The organism is Paenibacillus sp. Mc5Re-14 (assembly GCF_001049835.1).
GTDB classification, from domain to species: Bacteria; Bacillota; Bacilli; order Paenibacillales; family Paenibacillaceae; genus Paenibacillus; species Paenibacillus polymyxa_C.
In genome coordinates this window covers 2,890,706-2,908,560 of the sequence record NZ_CVPD01000001.1, presented here as the reverse complement: position 1 = coordinate 2,908,560, position 17,855 = coordinate 2,890,706, and the positions used below count along the sequence as shown (strand labels likewise).

The 17,855-nt window shown below is 48.7% G+C and carries 16 protein-coding genes, 1 pseudogene and 1 riboswitch; of the genes and pseudogenes, 1 reads left to right on the top strand and 16 read right to left on the bottom strand.

What is annotated here, in order from left to right; all coding sequences use genetic code 11:
- Positions 1–81: 81 nt before the first annotated feature.
- The 12 genes and pseudogenes from cobK to BN1546_RS13160 form a co-directional block, all read right to left on the bottom strand.
- Positions 82–861, bottom strand: coding sequence for a precorrin-6A reductase (gene cobK, locus BN1546_RS13215; RefSeq protein ID WP_058711252.1), 780 nt, complete (start codon positions 859–861; stop codon positions 82–84).
- Positions 858–1,928 carry a sirohydrochlorin chelatase gene (locus BN1546_RS13210; protein ID WP_090737879.1) on the bottom strand — a complete coding sequence of 357 codons (1,071 nt, stop codon included), beginning with the start codon at positions 1,926–1,928 and terminating at the stop codon, positions 858–860. The genes cobK and BN1546_RS13210 overlap by 4 nt, the downstream gene beginning before the upstream one ends.
- Before the next feature lie 92 nt (positions 1,929–2,020).
- Entirely contained in the window at positions 2,021–3,829 is a 1,809-nt protein-coding gene (gene cobJ, locus BN1546_RS13205) for a precorrin-3B C(17)-methyltransferase (RefSeq protein WP_090737877.1), read from the bottom strand.
- 307 nt (positions 3,830–4,136) lie between these two features.
- Positions 4,137–4,324: riboswitch (cobalamin riboswitch) on the bottom strand.
- A 56-nt stretch (positions 4,325–4,380) separates the two neighbouring features.
- Positions 4,381–4,935 carry an LOG family protein gene (locus BN1546_RS13200; protein ID WP_013373527.1) on the bottom strand — a complete coding sequence of 185 codons (555 nt, stop codon included), beginning with the start codon at positions 4,933–4,935 and terminating at the stop codon, positions 4,381–4,383.
- Positions 4,936–5,133: 198 nt separating this feature from the next.
- A pseudogene (locus BN1546_RS13195) lies at positions 5,134–5,990 on the bottom strand (uroporphyrinogen-III synthase).
- 101 nt (positions 5,991–6,091) lie between these two features.
- Complete coding sequence (locus BN1546_RS13190) at positions 6,092–7,249, bottom strand: GerAB/ArcD/ProY family transporter (protein ID WP_090737875.1); 1,158 nt, start codon at positions 7,247–7,249, stop codon at positions 6,092–6,094.
- Positions 7,250–7,292: 43 nt separating this feature from the next.
- A complete protein-coding gene (locus BN1546_RS13185) occupies positions 7,293–7,517 on the bottom strand; it encodes a hypothetical protein (protein WP_013373530.1) in 225 nt (74 codons plus the stop codon).
- Complete coding sequence (locus BN1546_RS13180; RefSeq protein ID WP_090737874.1) at positions 7,510–8,727, bottom strand: Ger(x)C family spore germination protein; 1,218 nt, start codon at positions 8,725–8,727, stop codon at positions 7,510–7,512. Before BN1546_RS13180 ends, BN1546_RS13185 begins: the two co-directional genes overlap by 8 nt.
- Positions 8,727–10,355 (bottom strand): spore germination protein, encoded by a 1,629-nt coding sequence (locus tag BN1546_RS13175; protein ID WP_090737872.1) that lies wholly within the window; start codon positions 10,353–10,355, stop codon positions 8,727–8,729. The genes BN1546_RS13180 and BN1546_RS13175 overlap by 1 nt, the downstream gene beginning before the upstream one ends.
- Positions 10,356–10,534: 179 nt before the next feature.
- Positions 10,535–10,873, bottom strand: a complete 339-nt coding sequence (locus tag BN1546_RS13170) for a hypothetical protein (protein WP_013373533.1) — start codon at positions 10,871–10,873, stop codon at positions 10,535–10,537.
- 15 nt (positions 10,874–10,888) lie between these two features.
- Positions 10,889–11,602, bottom strand: coding sequence for a pirin family protein (locus BN1546_RS13165; RefSeq protein WP_090737870.1), 714 nt, complete (start codon positions 11,600–11,602; stop codon positions 10,889–10,891).
- 69 nt (positions 11,603–11,671) lie between these two features.
- Positions 11,672–12,529 carry a LysR family transcriptional regulator gene (locus tag BN1546_RS13160; RefSeq protein ID WP_013373535.1) on the bottom strand — a complete coding sequence of 286 codons (858 nt, stop codon included), beginning with the start codon at positions 12,527–12,529 and terminating at the stop codon, positions 11,672–11,674.
- 180 nt (positions 12,530–12,709) lie between these two features.
- Here BN1546_RS13160 and BN1546_RS13155 point away from each other — a divergent pair, with 180 nt between their 5' ends.
- Positions 12,710–13,696 (top strand): DMT family transporter, encoded by a 987-nt coding sequence (locus tag BN1546_RS13155; RefSeq protein WP_255305341.1) that lies wholly within the window; start codon positions 12,710–12,712, stop codon positions 13,694–13,696.
- An 85-nt stretch (positions 13,697–13,781) separates the two neighbouring features.
- Here BN1546_RS13155 and BN1546_RS13150 read toward each other — a convergent pair whose 3' ends face one another.
- From BN1546_RS13150 to BN1546_RS13135, 4 genes are all read right to left on the bottom strand, one after another.
- Positions 13,782–15,770: a methyl-accepting chemotaxis protein gene (locus BN1546_RS13150; RefSeq protein WP_090737866.1), complete on the bottom strand. Its 1,989-nt coding sequence runs from the start codon at positions 15,768–15,770 to the stop codon at positions 13,782–13,784.
- A 157-nt stretch (positions 15,771–15,927) separates the two neighbouring features.
- Positions 15,928–16,335, bottom strand: a complete 408-nt coding sequence (locus BN1546_RS13145) for a DoxX family protein (protein ID WP_090737864.1) — start codon at positions 16,333–16,335, stop codon at positions 15,928–15,930.
- 120 nt (positions 16,336–16,455) lie between these two features.
- Positions 16,456–17,316: a M56 family metallopeptidase gene (locus BN1546_RS13140; protein WP_090737862.1), complete on the bottom strand. Its 861-nt coding sequence runs from the start codon at positions 17,314–17,316 to the stop codon at positions 16,456–16,458.
- Positions 17,317–17,319: 3 nt separating this feature from the next.
- Complete coding sequence (locus BN1546_RS13135) at positions 17,320–17,733, bottom strand: BlaI/MecI/CopY family transcriptional regulator (protein WP_016324858.1); 414 nt, start codon at positions 17,731–17,733, stop codon at positions 17,320–17,322.
- Between the last annotated feature and the right edge of the window lie 122 nt (positions 17,734–17,855).

Genomic DNA, 17,855 nt, shown 5'->3' with positions numbered 1-17,855 from the left:
ACGTATTTTAAGATGACTATATTTTAGATACATGCCAGCAGTCGTTCTGGATTAACTGAACCTGTAGGAACTTGACTCAACTCAAATTGAAATCTTCCCAGTTGCTGTGCGCAGTGCATCAATTACTCCGTCGAAATGATCAAATACCGTTCCAAATTCCACTTCCGGTCTGGAAATTAAAATGACGTGGATACCCAGGTCCAGAGCAGATTGAACCTTCTCATCCACTGCTCCTGTGCGTCCGCTTTCCTTGGTGACCATCACGGTCGTACCAAAGTGCTTGTACAGTGCTTCGTTCAGCTCACGGGAAAAGGGTCCCTGCATAGCAATAATATTTTTTTGCTCCATCCCCAGTTCTCCACATTTCTCCATATTGTCCAGACGCGGCAGCATACGTGCAACCAGACGAATCTCCGGATCTCCGAGTAAATGCTTGGTGAACGTGCCGAGCGTCTTACTGCCCGTCGTAAGCATGACAGAGCCTTTGAGTTGCTTCGCTTCTAATGCCGCTTCTTCATAGGAAGGAACGATATGGAGCAACGGATGATTGTCATACACTAGTCCCGTTCGCTCGTAGCGGATATAAGGAACCCCCGACTCGCGAGCGGCTGCCATCGCATTCGCATGTGCTTCCTCTGCAAAAGGATGACTGGCATCAACAACAGCCTTTATCCCCTTCTCCCGAATCATTGCACCCATTTCGTCGGCTGTCATTCGGCCTGTACGTACGTCCAGTCCTGCTTCGGACAAGCTGGCCGCCGCGCTTTCGGTTACGACCGAAGTCAATACATTAAAGCCAATGTCACGAATTTGCAGCGCCAATTCCCGTGCATCGCTCGTTCCACACAGCATGAAAATCATGAGCCATTCACCTGCCCGGTTACGTTCACTACAGACGGCGTATGTGAATGATCGTGATCATGGTCATTATGGCTGTGAGCATGGACATGATCGTGAGCGTGGTGATGTGTATGGTGCTCGTGATGATGATCATGCTCATGTGCATGGTGATCATGATCGTGATGATGGTCGTGGTCGTGATCATGGTGGTGATGGTGGTCGTGGTCATGGTCGTGGTGATGATGGTGATGCTCCTGAGCTTCCAGACGGAACTGGCAGTTATCACAATTAGCCGTAACCTTACCGAACAAGCCTTCATTAGCTCGCTCCAGCACCAGCTCAACCAATTGAGGATGGAAGCCAAAATATCCGCCCATTTCCACTTGTAATGCAGGGTGAGCCTCAGCAAATTCCTGGGTCATTTCTTCGATGCGCTTAATCAGCACCCCAGTGAACAGAAAATACGGAAGCACGATAATCTTTTTGGCCCCCAATCGTACACAACGCTCCAAGCCATCGGGAAAGGAAGGCTGCGTCACACCGATAAAGCTGCTTTCTATCCATGTATAAGAAAGCTTCTCCCACAGCATACGGGTGATTTTGAAAAAGTCACTGTTCGCATCTGGATCGCTACTTCCGCGTCCTAATACAAGTACCGCTGTTTCTTCGTTGGATACCTCGGCAGATGCCTCCACCGCGCTATGCATCCCCGCTGGAACGGCAACTGGACGGGTCTCTTTCAAGCGGTCCAGCAGTATGCTAACGATTTTCTCGTGAACGCCAATCGGGCGTCCGTATACAAATTCCACCTGCGGATATTTTGCCTTTGCCCGATCAATAGCCATCGGGATATCAATTTTGGCGTGCACTGCTGCGAACAAAATAATCGGAATAAGAACGACACGTGTCGCCCCTTTCTCCACACACGCCTGTACTCCTTCGGCAATACTAGGGCGTGCCAACTCTAGGAAACAGGTCTCTACACACGTACCTGGCGCCCGATCTGCCACCGCCTGTGCAAATTCCAGTAGTTCCTGATTACCCTCTGGGTCCCGACTTCCATGTCCAACCAACAATATTGCATCCACTGCTGTTTGTTCCTCCTCATTTATAGGGATAGTCTACATACGCCCTATTTTATATATATGCTTGTATCCGGTTCATCAAGCCTACAAACCTATTAATCACCACAAACCGCGTTCACTTCTACTGTTGCCGGTGAATCTTCATGCCGGAAACCCGCAACGATGCCTACACGTTTGAAAAACTTATGAAAACGCTCGTTCGGATGCCCTTTTTCCTTGTATTCAGCGATAATATTCTCCACGATGTCCGTAATCTGATCACCTGGAATCCCTTCCGCTACGGGCTGAGCGGCATGAGCATTACGGCCAAATTTTTTGCCGCCGAGGAAAAGATCATATCCTCCCTTGCGGTAGACAATTCCGATATCCTCCAGCACCGCTCCATAGCAGGCCATGCCGCATCCGTTCAAAGCAATGCTCGTTTCCTTGGGTGCCTGTAATCCGCCGAGTACAACCTGTAGGTGCTCAGCCACAGGCACAGCGTCATCTTTCTCCATATTGCAGAAGTCGCACGCCTTGACCTTAAACACATCGCCGAGCGGCATGACAATGAATCGTTCATCCCGCAGCCGACCGACCAGTTCCTCAGGGTCTAGGCACGGCACGCGCAGCACGATCTGATGATCTGGCGTGTATTCCAGCTCGCCATCATCACCCGCTACCTCGGCGAGCAGTGCCATCTGCCGAGCAGTGAACTTCTTGTTTCCCACGCCAGGGGAAACCCCCACCTCAAACAGCGCAGGCTTGCCAAAGCCGCCTGACGCCTTCGCAGCCGCAGCTCCTGCTCCGGCCCCTGCTGCCGTTCCAACGGCGCTCTGGGCGGTAGGCGCTTGCCCGCTCCAGCGAGCGTTGGCTTCGCCTGGCAGCTTGCCGCCAACAGCAAGACGACCGAGCGCCTCTGCTGCCAGCGATGCTGGGGTCGCCCCGGTTTGCTTCGCAGGCGGCACCTGTACAGCAGCCATCGCTTGCGGGCGTGCCTGCGTGGCAACCGCAGCACCGCTCGCGGAAGGCCCGGTAGGCGCAGTCAGAGCTCCGCCTCCCTGCGGTGCATCTAGCGCGCGATCCTCTTGCGCGCCCAGCGACCACGGCTCCGCTTCCGTGCGAAGCCGCTGATGCGGTTTGAGCACCTGTTCGGTCGCGTCCAGCGTGTATTTACGCTGATAGCCGCGTGGAGTCACGATTAAGCCGTCATACACTGTCGTCGAGGAATTGCCGATGATTACGGTCGTCAGCATCCCGATATCATGGTTCAGCATATCTTCCAGCGTCGTCACAATAACCTGCTGACGTTCACGATAAGCACTCTTCACCAGCCCAACCGGAGTCTGCGGATCACGGTAACGAAGCAAAATGGACTGCGTCTCCACAATCTGGCGGGTACGCCGACCACTACGCGGGTTGTATAATGCAATCACAAAATCAGCCGAAGCCGCAGCTTCTACACGCTTCACGATTGTTTCCCACGGGGTCAGATGATCACTCAGACTGATCGTGCAAGCATCATGCATAACTGGCGCTCCCAACAACGAAGCACAGGATTGAATAGCCGAGATCCCCGGCACAACCTCCACCTCAACCCCGTCCTCGCGACGCCAGCCTTTTTGCATCAGCACTTCGTACACCAGACCTGCCATGCCATAGACCCCAGCATCTCCACTGGAAATGACGGCTACCTTCTTGCCCATCTCTGCTTGGCGAACCGCCTCCTGCGCACGGCTCACTTCCTCTGTCATCCCTGTGCGTACAATCTCCTGTCCGTTCAACAACGGACGGATCAAATCAACGTAGGTATTGTAGCCGATAATGACCTCACTTTCGGCCAGCGCATCCAACGCACGTTTTGTGATATGTTCCATATCTCCTGGTCCAAATCCAATCACCAGCAATTTTCCTAATGGGCTCATCGTGCTCCTCCTATCATCCTTTTCAGGGCAGCTATACTATCTATTTCAATAATTTGTGGCATCCTGTAACTCGAAAAAACCCCATCCTGCCCGGATGGGGTTCCTATGTACGTATCTCTCTCATCAGACGAAACAGCGTAAGAGGACAGTCTTGTCTTCCTCCAATCTGCCGTTGTTTTCCATCTGTTTTGTTTGCGCTTCAAACGCTGCTACACGTTCATATCCACGCAAACCTGTAATCAACATGGAAAAAGCAACGTGTGCCTGATTTCCTGATTTCGTACACCCATCCTCTCCGCGAAGGTTAACGGTGCATACAGATCAAGGTAGGTCTCCTGGCTTGGCATCAACGGATTCTTTCGTCTTCCCCGTTTTGTACGAGTGACCATTTAAAAGAATCCTCTTCCTTACAGTGGCGGGACCGCTCGGGACTTGCACCCGATTCCCTGTTACCCTTTGCTCAACCGCAAAGGCACCTTGTCTGTCCGCTATTTGATTATGGGTCTTATCATAACCTTGCCTCAATCAGTTGTGCAAGCACGAAAAAAGCTTTATTTCAAGTTCTCTGCCTTATTTTTCAGCATATGCAGCAATTCATCCGGGTCCGCAGAGATACTCAGTAGTGCTGGATGATCAGCTCCGGTAAACCCTTCCTGCACGCTATGACGTACCATTTCTATCAACGGGTCAAAATATCCATTCACATTCAGCAGCCCAATGGGCTTGCGATGTATGCCGATTTGCGCCCAGCACAATACCTCGAACAGCTCCTCAAAGGTTCCCAACCCACCCGGAAGGGCTATAAACGCATCGGCCATCTCACTCATCGCCGCTTTACGTTCATGCATGCTTGCTACCTCAATAAACTCGGTAACTCCCCGATGAATAATTTCTGCATCGAATAATAGGGTGGGCATAATGCCGGTGACCTGACCGTCACCCGCCAGTAGTTCATCCGCCACCTTACCCATCAGCCCCCTGCTGGAGCCACCATAAATTAGACGGATATGCTGGCGAGCCATAGCTTCACCCAGCTTGCCTGCGGCCTCAACATATACCGATGAATGTCCAGGTCTGGACCCTGCAAATACACAAATAGAATTCATAAACGTCTCAGCTCCTGTCCTCAATATCATGCATCGAAACTTATTCATTATATTAGATAAATATTTTCGCTATAACAAAAAACTTTGTCGATGCATGTCCAACAAAAAAAGATAAAGACCTCGTAGGCCCTTATCTCTATTTTACGCTGTATTCGTAAATATAAGTTCATTTTAGCTTACTGCATTATCATTTCTAGCTCATTTCAAATGACCGTTCACGCTCTTCAGACCACAGCCATGCACCGAATCACTATGTTCAAAATATTTGCCCAGCTCCACCATCATCGCACCCATGCGCTCTTCAGTTGGAAACACGATTCGTTCAATCCCTTCTTCCAAAATGGATTGTGCGGTCACCTTGCCCACCGATACAGCAATTACATCTTCACGAAAAGCTTCCAGTAAATCCTCAAATCGATTTTGCTCTCTGGCATATTGGGCCAAAAATCGGATTTGCGGGCCACTCGTGAACGTAACGGCATCAATCGTACGGTTTATAACATCATCTAGTAACGCCTGCAATTTTGCTTCTTCAGGTGGGATATGCTTATAAGGAAGTACTTGGCGGGTCACTGCGCCCTGCTCATCCAGCCACTCTACCAACCGGGGGCGGGGTCTCCATGCAGTTGCAACAGCACTTCCTTCCCCTTCAGATCATATGGGGCAAAGGCCCGTGTCAATCCGATCAAACTTCCGTCCTCGTCCCGTACTGCTGGCGTAAAGCCACGCTTTTTGAGTCCATTGACCGTCTTGTAGCCCCGTGCTGCAATGTTGGAGGATTGCAGCAGCTCTATAATCTGCTCGGCCACGCCCATATCCTCCGCCATATCGAACAGAGCATCCAGTCCCATACCGGTCGTGAAGATGTACCAGTCCGGAGGGTTCTTCACCCATGATACAACAGCGTTGCGCAGCTCGATATCATCTAGAAAAACAGTCCCCTGGGCCGGACGCTCTACTGGCTCGCCCCCCATCTTCATAACTAGCAGTGCCATTTCTTCTGCTTTACGGGGACCGGCAAGAGCGACTCTCTTACCTGCCATGCGTTGTGCCATGCTGTTGCCTCCCTTGTAGAAGTCATATTTCTTTCTACCAAGTATACAATCAGAGAGGCAAAACACAAATAAGAATTACTTTTTCGATAAATATAGTAATCTTATAAGTGGGTGTGTCCTGTTTCGCTTTCCTGCTGGCCTTCTTTCTGATCACTTCTATCCCTCTCCCTGCCAGATGAGGACTTATCATCGTTGCCACTCCCTTTAAATTTGGGCCGTAGCAACATCCACAGCAAGAAGGGCATGAATACAAAAAAAATGACCATCACCGCAGTCCATTCCCGGCTAAAATCATAAATTTGTACGATATTGGAGAACAGCATAAACGAACAGACATAACCTAACAAACCTACGGGCCAAACCATCAGACTCCCCCAGACATGGGCAAACATACGCTTTACCGCCAAACTGGTAACGTACAGATCAACTCCAATCTTCGTAAGAAAGGTGGGTACGGTCAGTGCTGCCACGAACAAGTCGAACCGATCCAGGAAGTCCGTTAGCTGCAACTGACGCACCAGTTCATACGATGGATAAAACAGTCGTGACAAGATAGGAACTCCAATCACTAACTCCGACAGCAACACCAGCATGATCAGAATAGCGGTTCCGAGTAAATGCCCAAACCATGCACTACGTCCATTATAGCTCTTCCCAGAAATCACAAAGGGAACGATCATGATATCGGCCATATATCCGAGCATGCGCCAGCTACCCTTGATCACTCCATCTACCTCCGGATGTAAATAGGGTCTCAGCATTGAAAAATCCATATTACCTCCAAAAAAAAGCGGCATAGTCAACAGCGTCACAATCAACAACGGGACAAAAATCTCGGTCATATTGATGAGTGTACTCATTCCACCTTTAACCATAAATACCATAGTCAATAGCACAATAAGAGATACGACCACAATCGGAGTCAGCGGCAAAAGCACCACCTCCACCAGATCGGTAATAATCCTCAAATCCCGCGCAAAAATGATCAGGAATAAAATAAGGTAAATTGCAAGCAGTAAACGCCCCAGCACAGGGTGAGAGCTTACCATCGCCTGCATCAGATCCTGATCAGGAAAGCGCCGCTTGAGTCTCAACATCGCCCAAATCGGCAAGCATAGCACAATAGCCGCAATTACACAGGTCCAGTAGGCATGCTGATTCGCGTGATCTGCTGCCTGCGCTGGAGCATGTATAAGAGTAATACCGACCTCCATTAATACACCAAGCAGCACAATTTGTCTGGTTGTGAACTGTTTCATGCAGGTACATCCTCCTTTTTCCCGCAGGCATCCATTACACGATTTACAACGCGGTGGGGAGCCACATGTCAATAAATCGGGTCAGCCAAGTAGCCACATAAACAGTGCTCTTCGTCGATGTGCCGTAAATCCAGATACCAATGCTAATGACATACAGTACGCGGGAGACCCAGCGATTGACGGCAGGTGCATTGCTAATACGTTTACGGTCAATCAGATACATGAAGAGCATAGCCAGCAATAAAGGTAATAGAAATACTTTATTCATTCTGGATTTGCTCCTTTTTGACCCCGAATGGTTTGGTGACCGCACCGATATTCTCAATATGGACGACCGGATCTATGGTGACCTCCACCTTGGGATACAATTGCTCCCACTGAGGTTTAATCCGTTTCCACTCATCCGGGTGATTCGTAATTATAGCCCGGCCCAAGCCAAGCACGTCTGAATGATACTTTTGCTGGATTTCCTTGACGGCCTCTCCCAGCTCCCTCTTGATTTCCTCGACCGTCTGCTGCTCCAGCCACTTCAAATTTTCCTCTCTGGAAATATCGAAGCTCGTCTCATTTTCCTTCACATTCCCATTGCAGTTCATATGAATAGTCATTCGAATTTCGTTCCCCCGAATAAAGGGCTTGATATGGACTTTATTTTCGATGAGATGCACAGATATGTAGCCTCTACCTTTAGGAGGGGGGATAAAAATTTCTGTTTCCTTGGCTTGCTCCATACCCAACAGTAGAAACCGACTGAGGTGGTTATCAATAATCCCTGTTAATCTGTCTTGGCGAAAGACAGCCAGTCCATCAACCTGAATATTTGTCTTCTTGTCTTTAAGACTATCAGGCCCATTCTTCACCAGAGACATTACCGGCACTACCGGATCAATGCCTTCCAGCAGGACGGAATTCATCAGCAATTTAACGGAACGAGGGTTCTTCATATAGGAAAAGTTGAGCTCACGCACCATTTCTGCTGGATATTGCTCAATCGGAGCATCTGCCTGAAGCATTTCCATCGCTGACCCCTTTGTGATAACAACAAGGGAAGACAGGCGGTTCTGCGGAATACGTGCAATGACATCCATCATTTTGTTAATCCCTTCTCGTGCCAGCGTCTCCCCGAGCAGCAGCACCCGTCGATGAGAATAATTCAGTGTCCGCGAAACCTCTCGCTGTTCCTCAATACTTGCTCCCCGAAAGCTTGGACCTGTTTTGGACTCCAGGTAGTAGGACTTCGTACCACTTGTACCTCCCCCTCCTCCTGTGCTGCCCGAAGATCCGAGCTGTCCGGGCAGAGCAATTTGCATCGTTACCCGGTATTGATCGCCTTCCTTATCAAGCCCGGTCCCCATCACAAAGGCCACATCATTCACTTCACGACGATCCCAACATCCTCCCAAAAGAACAGAACAAAGCAGTAGACAACAGAGTACAGCTGCTTTACGCATTTGCTGTGTATTCGATGTGGGCTTCATCACCATCCCTCCTCGGTTTTAGGCGATCCATTCATCTCTTTCTTCGCTCGTTTGTTGTTGTCTTTACCAATCCATGAAGGACGTTTGGTCATTTTCCACCAAGGTGCACGGACGATAATATCCTTTTGATCCATATGGTTGTACGGGCTATATCCACTCATATAAGGGACACCAAACGATGTTAGCTTGGTTAGATGCGTAGCAATCAGCGTTGTCGCAATAATGATGCCAAACAATCCAAATAAACCAGCCATCAGCATGATTGGAAATCGCAGTAGACGAACCGTAATGGCAAAATTAAAACGCGGTATGGTAAACGAGGCAATACCTGTGAGCGACACAACAATGACTATTGGCGCCGATACGATCCCTGCCTGTACTGCGGCCTGCCCAATAACGAGCGCGCCCAGGATACTGACGGCCTGACCGACCGTTTTGGGGAGACGAATCCCAGCTTCTCGCAACGCCTCAAAGGAAATCTCCATCATCAACGCTTCCACCAGTGCTGGAAAAGGGATGGATTCCCGAGCCGCCGCAATACTCAAGATGAGCGTCGTCGGCAGCATGTCATGATGATAGGTTGTCACCGCTACATATAATGCTGGCAGAAAGAGAGCCATGATGAGAAAAAGAAACCGAATCCAGCGCACCATATTACTGATGAAGAAGCGCTCGTAATAATCCTCGCTCGCTTGCATCATTTGCCACATCGTGACTGGTCCAATCAGGGCAAAAGGGGTTCCGTCCACAAAAATGGCAAAACGTCCTTCCAATAATTGCGCGGTGACGGTATCCGGACGTTCAGTGTATTCCATTTGCGGAAACGGCGAATATGGGTGATCTTCAATCAGTTCCTCAATATATCCAGTCTCCAGAACACCATCAATTCTAATATCGCTGAGGCGCTTTTTAACATCCTCCACCAGCTTCGGATCTATGATCCCTTCGATATAGGTAAGGACGACACTCGTTTGGGTTTCTGTTCCGAGGGTCATGCTGTGCATCTTGAGCTTGGAGGTTTTCAGCTTGAACCGTAGCAGTGCCGTATTCACGCGAAGTGTTTCAGTGAAGCCCTCACGCGGCCCGCGAATAACAGCCTCGGTCTGCGGTTCCTCCACACCACGGCGGACGCCCCCCTTGGCGCTGAAAATATAAGCACGAGCCGTTCCATCTACGAACAGAGCGGCATTGCCGTCCAGTATCGCTGCCGATACCATCTTCCATTCATCCATCGTTTTGGTCTGGGACATGGAAATACGAGTCTCATCCAGCGGCTCCAATTTGCCGTTCACTTCAGGGTCCTTGAGCATCATGCCCAAGATGACAGGCCGCAGGATATGATCCTGCAAATCTTCTGATTTTACCGTACCTTCGAAATATGCCAACAACCCTTTTCGTTCAGGGGAAATCATGAGCTCTCGGTAGACGATATCAGAGCATTCCTTGAAAATATCACGCAATGCGACCCTATTGTCTTCCAGACTGCTGCGCAGTGGCTCTTCTAGCCATGAAGACTCCGGCAGCCCTTTAGGCACACGAGAAGAATTTCGTGTTTTGCGCTCACCGGTTGGAATCGCTCTCCGGCTCCACGGTAGCTTTGGCAACTTGGGAAAGCGCCCTTTCTTCATCGTTAGTCCCCCCTTTACGAATAAGCCGATCAGGTAATATGACATATAGGATGTACCAGCCTGCAAAGGATTATGTATCCAATGAACTCACCATCTTGAACACATAGCAAAAAGACCCCGCAATGATGCAGAGCCTTTGAAAATCGATTATACATTCGAACATTTATGATTAAGAAGATTTAGTCTCCCCAATACTCCTCGGGATGGTATTCAATCTCAGAACCAGCTTCAAACGTAAGCTCACCGATCTGAGCATGATATTGCACACTTTCCGGGGTGACGTAATACCAATGCTTTACCACGGGTCCACCGTCTGCGGGCGTTACAAAGCGAAATACGTTCAGCTCCTCGCTGAAACGCACAATCGCCTCCGCTGCCTCACGCGGCAACTCTTGAAGTGTGAAGCGAAACACGCCGTCCGCCAATTCCAAACGACAATCAAAACGCTGCTTGCGGCTGTCAGCAAAGCTTCGCCCCGTGACAGCATGCTTGATCAGCCATGTTTCCTGCTGCGCCATTGTGCGCACCTCCTTTTAGGGCAAATCAATCAGCATATAAAAAACAGAATCTTCTGCCTTCAGTGATAGCTTCGGCTCCTCCTCTATACGAGCAGAATCGCGCCCTTGCAGAAGATATTCACCGTTCACACGCAGTGAGCCCTCGATGACGAACAAGAACACGCGCCGACCCTCGGCCTGTGTGAATTCGACTTGTTCCCCGGGCTGAAGTTTGCTTAAATAAATCGTTAAATCCTGATTGATTGAAGCTATTTCACCCTCCGTGCCTGGTACACGCTTTCCAGCAACGACAGGCAGAAGCTGACCGTGCAGACGCTCCGTATTGAACGCTGTAGTCTCATAGGAAGGTTGCAATCCTCTCGTGTGCGGACTAAACCACAATTGCAGCAGACTGACATCCTCGGTTTGCGAAGCGTTGTGCTCCGTATGAATGATGCCATGGCCCGCTGACATTCGCTGAATGCCTCCAAAACGGGTCACCGCCACATGTCCACGGTTGTCTTCATGACGCAGTTCCCCATACAGTACAATGGAGACAATCTCCATATCGCTGTGCGGATGCGCCCCAAAGCCCCGGCCCGGTGTGATAACATCGTCATTACAGACACGCATAGGACCAAACGCTGTATTGTTCTCATCCTGATACTCCGCGAATGAAAAGTTGTGGCTCCCCCGCAGCCATCCCTTATCGAAGCTGAATCGGGAAGCAGCCGGATATATTGTAAACATAATAGCCCTCCTTCAGGATGAACAATGAGATCAAATCCCTCTCATTGTACCCGAGCCCAAGCGATAAAGCTACGCTTCTGTCTGAGTAGTAATTTCATCTATAAAAGACTGCAAGGTACTGGTAACGAAGGCCTCCTTACGGCGGATAAACACCGTTGTCACTTCATTGTAAGGCTCTGGGATGGCATGACCGCACACAAGACCTTGAGCCACCAGCCCGCTGATCGAGGATTCGGGAAAAACGGTCATTCCAATGCCTGCTGCTACACTGCCGATAATCGTTTCAAATGTCCCAAACTCCATGATCCGCTTGGGGATAATCCCCTCCATTTTGAGCCAGGTTTCCAGTCTTCCCCGATATCCGCAGCCTTTTTTATATACCAGGAGCGGACGAGTTGCAAAATCGTCAACCGAAAAGTCACTTCCTTGAGATACGAGGACCAGCTTTTCCTGAAATACATCAAACTGTTCAATGAGCGGATGCTTGACCGGTCCGGTTACAAAGGCTCCATCCAGTCGCATTTCTGCAACCTCCTGCACCAGTGATTCCGTAACCCCCGCCTTAAGGGACAATTCGACATCCGGGTACTTACTGTAGTAAGCATGTAAAATGGCCGGAAGGGCAATGACAGTCTCCACGATACCAATCTCCAGTACCCCTGAAGGTGCGGAGGTGTTCTGAAACGCATGCTTCATTTCCTCAAATTGCGATAAAATACTTTTCGTATATTGCAGCAGACGCTTACCCTCAGCATTGAGGATCATCCCCCGCTTATGTCTATAAAATAAAGGCGTCTGCAGTTCCTTTTCCAGTAGCTTGATTCTGGCCGTTACATTGGACTGGACGTAGCTAAGCTCGGCTGCAGCCTTGCTGACACTGCCATGTGCAGCCACCGTCTGGAAAATGTTTAAATCGTTCAGATCCACTACTGTTCCCCCTTATTGTGAAGGGCAAGGGCCACCAAAATTGACGCACCTTGTCACTTATCATCATTTTAAATGATCATAATGTTTATTTTCAATCATTTTACCAACAGCTTCCTATCCTTTATGATGTGTCCATAAGATATGTCCGCTGAGACCGGCAAGGAGGAGCTTTTGTACACCATGAACAAACAGATCATGACCGGATCTTTATTATGCCTGATCGCCAGTATGTCCTGGGGGGCGATGTTTCCGGTTTCGCACATTGCACTACAGCATATTAATCCACTGTACTTTTCATTTTTGCGCTATTTATCGGTTACACTCATATTAATTGTGCTATTGTGGCTCAAAGAGGGATGGACTGCATTTCGCTTTGAGGGCAAGGGCAAGGTGTTATTGTTCTTCGGAACTATGGGATTTACCATTTATAATATGGCCGTTTTCCAGGGACAGCACGCGATGGGGGCAGCAGGTACCCTTGTTGCTGCCATTATGGAAGTGCTAATGCCGATGATCTCCATTGCGATGGTGTGGATCATGACCCGTAAAATGCCTCCAAAATATACATTAATCAGCATGTTGATTGCGCTGGCCGGAGCATTACTGGTTATCACGAACGGCAAATGGACCTTTTTCACGCTTGCCGGACAACATCTATTGGCGCTGCTGCTTATTTTCGTAGGTGTCGTCGGATGGGTCGTATATTCCATGGGAGGCAGTCATTTTGCAGGGTGGTCTACTCTTCGATATTCAACCTTGACCTGCCTGCTTGGAACTCTGGTCTCTTTTGTAGTCGTGACCTTTGCCTCTGCTTTCAACTGGATTACAGTGCCGGATTGGCAACACGTATGGTCAGTCAAATATGAAATGAGCTTTATGATCCTGCTTCCAGGGCTAGCGGCCTTGCTGAGCTGGAATGCCGGAATCCGCAAGCTGTCTCCGCTGAACGGAATTCTATTTATTAATTTTGTACCGATTACCACGCTGGTACTTATGTATTTCCAAGGCTATACCATTAGCCGTTATGAACTGTATGGGACTGTACTGGTCATTTTCGCACTGATTCTGAACAATATGTTTCAGAGAAGTTCTCTGCGTCCGTCCAACAGCTCACGAGGTGCCCGTTTCCGTCTGAATCGCCGCAAGTCGTTCAACGGTGACTTCTAACCCTGCGAACCAAAAGTTTTAATAAAACATCAAAAAGCGCCTGGATACGGAATATAACCTCCGTTATCCGGGCGCTTTTTACCATTTATGATTTCTCTTCAATCTGGAAACGTCCAACCAGTTCGCGCAGTTCCTCTGCCATTTGACTGAGGTCTGCTGTGGATGAAGCAATTTCCTCGATGGAAGCAAGCTGTTGCTCAGCCGCTGCTGAGATCGACTCGGTGTTGCTCGCCGCCTCGTCCGAAATATGGGAAATATCGCTCATAATATCCACGACACCTACAGTCCCCCGTGCCATTTCCTGAGTCACTCCGGTAATTTCATGGATATGCCCCATCGCGCGTTCAACAGCCTGACTGATTTCCGCAAAGAAATGCTCCGATGTGGTTACCGAATCAATACCTTCCGTCACCCGTATCCGTGCTTGTTGCATCGCGCCTAAAGCATGGTTCATATCCACCTGCATCGCTTCAATGCGCTCCGAGATCAAGGTAGCCGATTTGGCAGATTCCTCAGCCAGCTTGCGTACCTCTGTAGCAACCACGGCAAATCCTTTGCCATGGTCCCCAGCCCGTGCCGCCTCAATGGATGCATTCAGTGCCAACAGATTGGTCTGTTTGGCGATACCAGATATAACACTGATAATATTCACGATTTCACCGGAGCGCTCACTCAGGGAGTCCATAGCGTGTCCAAGATCATGAACAGTCTCGTCGATATCATGCATTTTCTGTACAGCCTGCGTAGCAGCCTTGCTGCCTTCCTGTGCCGACTCGGCATTCATCTTCACATGTTCAGATACACCCACCATGCGCTCAGATACATCCGCTGCTTGCTGAGCCAGTCCCTCCATACTCACAGAGCCATGCTTGACGCTTTGCAGCTGACGTTCGCTGCCTACAGCTACTTCCTGAATAGCAATAGTAACATGCTCAATGGCTTGGGTCGTCTGATCTGCACCCGCAGCCAGCTCCTCCGCTGAAGAACTTACCCGATCAGTTGTTTCGCGTACGCTTCGAATCATCGTACGCAAACTATCCACCATGGTTTGAAAGTGAGCAGACAGTTCGCCTACCTCATCTGTTTTTCCCGTTTCCAAATCGCCCGTCAAATCTCCTTCACTGATTCGTTCTGCTGATTTTTGCAACTTACGGATCGGAACCAGAACAGAACGGGTAATCAGGAAAATCGCGATAAGCGCAATCACCAACGAGGCAGCCAGCACAATAATGGTTACATAACGCATGGCAGCAGTGGCATCGCTAATCTCGGATTGATAGAAGGTACCCGCAATTTTCCAGCCGGTATCCTCATTCGTTACATAGGTCAAATATTTCTCGCGACCTTCATGCATATATTTAAAGTTCCCACTCGGCGCAGTATACATTGTATCAAGCACATTCTCCTGAGGAGATGAGCCCGGTTTAGCCGTAGGGTGGACTACAAATTTTTTCGCATGATCCAAAATGATGATATACCCCTCTTGGCCCACTTTAATAGAGGCCAATTTACGTACACTTTCCAGATTTAAAGAAATCCCGATAACCCCGGACTTGTCGGAAAGCGTCTGAGATACTACGACAACAGGAATACCCGATGAATTGATGATAACAGGCGTAATTGCAACCTTACCGGGCTGCTTCATCGCTTCGATGTACCATGGTCGTGTGCGAGGGTCAAATGTCCCTTCATCCTCTTTGGGTACCCCCCGGATCATCAAGCCCTCTGGTGTACCGACAAAAATATCCGTAGCATCTTCGTGCAAGCCCTTGTATTGGATCAGCTTGGGCTCAATCAAGGGGCTATTTCTACCATCAATCATCGAACTGTCAAGTCGCCCCGCCAAATATCTCACATCTTCGATTTTACTGGCGATTGCATATTCAATAATTGAGTTAGCCGTCGCTACCCCCTGATTCGCACTGCTGTGGAGCTGTTTTTCCATAGCATTATATGATGATTTATAGGTCGCACTGGAAATACTTAAGCTCGGAATCAGCAAAACAAGCAAAAAACCTAAAATCAACTTGTTCCTGAGTGTCCAAATTGTCTTTCTCTTTCGCCTTGTTCCCATGTATTTTCTTCCCCTTTGCTTAAAAAGCGATATATTTGTATTACATTCAATGTTAGTTATATCGGTTGAAAGCAGCAAATGATTTACAAGAAAATTTCACAAAGGAGCAAAACAAAAACCGCGCCCTATGAGACTAAGGACGCGGATATATGAATATTTAGACCTGTACGTTACTTTTTTCAGCCTTTTTACGGCCAAACAACTGATCAATCGCCAGAAAGCGTCCACCGACAAGGGCTTGCTGAAGACTGGTAAACAAAATCAGGAGATCAAATTCAATCGAGCCAAAAGGCTGTCCTTTTTTAGCAGTGAGCAATACACCGATCATCACGATGGTCAATGCTGCTCCAGCCAGTCGTGTTCCAATACCCAGAACCAGTGCAATGCCTCCAACCAGTTCAACCGTAGCGACCACAGGGGCCATCCAGCCAGGAAGTCCGAGGCTCTGGAAGAAGCCGGAGGTTCCGTCTAGTCCCTGAAACTTCTGTGCACCGTGAACGATAAAAATAACTCCTGTAAAAATTCGTACCAATAACAATCCAATATTCGCAAGCGTTTGATTCATAAGCTCATCTCCTTTTAGGTTGTATACGGATTAGATAATTAACACTACAAAATGTAGTGTTGTGCGTATCAAGAATCGGTAGCGCACAAGGCGCCACCTTTTATAATACATCTTGCCAAACTAGATTAACGCCAATGCAAACATAAGCGTGAGCATGACGAGTACATAGCCTGAAAACATAATCGAACGCCAAGGCATCTGAATGATCGGCTTTTGTTGAGGGTCTAGAATGCGTGAGATACGATAATTAATGGACGTTTCTGCAAAAGAGGAACAAGCGGCGGAGTTTACCAGACGGGCATTAGCAGGTGTCATACTCAGAAGCTTGAGCAATGCGCTCCCAATCCCAACCGGTGAACCGGCTTGATGAATCGCCTCGTTGTCCGCCAAGATTTCACGGGCCGTCTTGTAATGGTTGGTAATATGACGTAGCACCGGCAAGTAAAACAGCTGTGTAGCGCACATTTGCAGGAACCAGGTCTTCAATGGATCATAATGTTTCATATGATATGCTTCATGATATATAACCGCTTCTTCCTCATGCTTGTCCAGTAAGGACAATAGTGCAGAGGACAATACAATACGCGGCTTCCATAACCCCATGGTGAACGCAGCAGGCTTGGCATAATCAATGACCCAAATCCGATCGGTCCCGAGTTCACGATATCGCTCACCGAGTGCTTCGGTCAACGGCAGGTCGCGCATTCGATGCAGTCTGCGGAAAGCCGCCCTGGTAGCCATGCACTGTCTGACTGCTTCTCCTCCGGCGATACCGAAGGTTACAAAAACCAGTCCGCTGAGCGCATCCACCATGTAGCCGATTCCGTAGTGCTGCAACAAACTTCTGCAAATTTGAAACACGTTAAAATTCAATTTCCAGCCGAAAACATGCTGCCCGGCGTACATCCCCATCTGCATTAGGGCAAAACCCGAAATCAAGGCGCCTGCTGTAAACAGTAATTTAGAACGTGTTTTCCACATCGTCTACATATCCTTTTTCCATTGTTTAATTTTTTGTTCCAAACGTTCGATCAAAATCGGATCAGCTACTTCCAGAGCATCAATCATATGATTGACAGCAAGCGGACCAAATTCATCCACCAGTTCGTGACTCAGCTCTTTGGATTGCTCATCCATAAACTCTTCTCTGCTTAAGACAGGACGGTATAAGGACGTTCTCCCGCGTATACTTTTGCTCAAAATCCCCTTTTCCACTAAACGGTTCATCACGGTCATTACCGTATTGAAGTTAAAGTCCCGATCCCCCTCCAATGCGGTCTGCACTTCTTTGATACTCCGATCCGAAGTGGACCATAAAATATCCATAATTTTGGCTTCCAGAGGCCCAAAAAATCGGTTAAGTCCGGTTTCGCCAGCTTTAAAATTCAGTCGTTTCATAAGAAGCACCTCACACTACCGATTGTAGTGTATGTATCCTGATAAAGTCAACTGTCACACCTAGTGTCAACTTTAGGGTTCGTATATACAAACCGCCGAATGGTCTCCATCCGGCGGAAATT

Bases quoted from the DNA above. Each gene is read 5' to 3' on its own strand.
- cobK (WP_058711252.1), bottom strand. From the start codon at position 861: ATGATTTTCATGCTGTGTGGAACGAGCGATGCACGGGAATTGGCGCTG.
- cobJ (WP_090737877.1), bottom strand. From the start codon at position 3,829: ATGAGCCCATTAGGAAAATTGCTGGTGATTGGATTTGGACCAGGAGAT.
- BN1546_RS13200 (WP_013373527.1), bottom strand. From the start codon at position 4,935: ATGAATTCTATTTGTGTATTTGCAGGGTCCAGACCTGGACATTCATCG.
- BN1546_RS13190 (WP_090737875.1), bottom strand. From the start codon at position 7,249: ATGAAACAGTTCACAACCAGACAAATTGTGCTGCTTGGTGTATTAATG.
- BN1546_RS13185 (WP_013373530.1), bottom strand. From the start codon at position 7,517: ATGAATAAAGTATTTCTATTACCTTTATTGCTGGCTATGCTCTTCATG.
- BN1546_RS13180 (WP_090737874.1), bottom strand. From the start codon at position 8,727: ATGAAGCCCACATCGAATACACAGCAAATGCGTAAAGCAGCTGTACTC.
- BN1546_RS13175 (WP_090737872.1), bottom strand. From the start codon at position 10,355: ATGAAGAAAGGGCGCTTTCCCAAGTTGCCAAAGCTACCGTGGAGCCGG.
- BN1546_RS13170 (WP_013373533.1), bottom strand. From the start codon at position 10,873: ATGGCGCAGCAGGAAACATGGCTGATCAAGCATGCTGTCACGGGGCGA.
- BN1546_RS13165 (WP_090737870.1), bottom strand. From the start codon at position 11,602: ATGTTTACAATATATCCGGCTGCTTCCCGATTCAGCTTCGATAAGGGA.
- BN1546_RS13155 (WP_255305341.1), top strand. From the start codon at position 12,710: ATGAACAAACAGATCATGACCGGATCTTTATTATGCCTGATCGCCAGT.
- BN1546_RS13150 (WP_090737866.1), bottom strand. From the start codon at position 15,770: ATGGGAACAAGGCGAAAGAGAAAGACAATTTGGACACTCAGGAACAAG.
- BN1546_RS13145 (WP_090737864.1), bottom strand. From the start codon at position 16,335: ATGAATCAAACGCTTGCGAATATTGGATTGTTATTGGTACGAATTTTT.
- BN1546_RS13140 (WP_090737862.1), bottom strand. From the start codon at position 17,316: ATGTGGAAAACACGTTCTAAATTACTGTTTACAGCAGGCGCCTTGATT.
- BN1546_RS13135 (WP_016324858.1), bottom strand. From the start codon at position 17,733: ATGAAACGACTGAATTTTAAAGCTGGCGAAACCGGACTTAACCGATTT.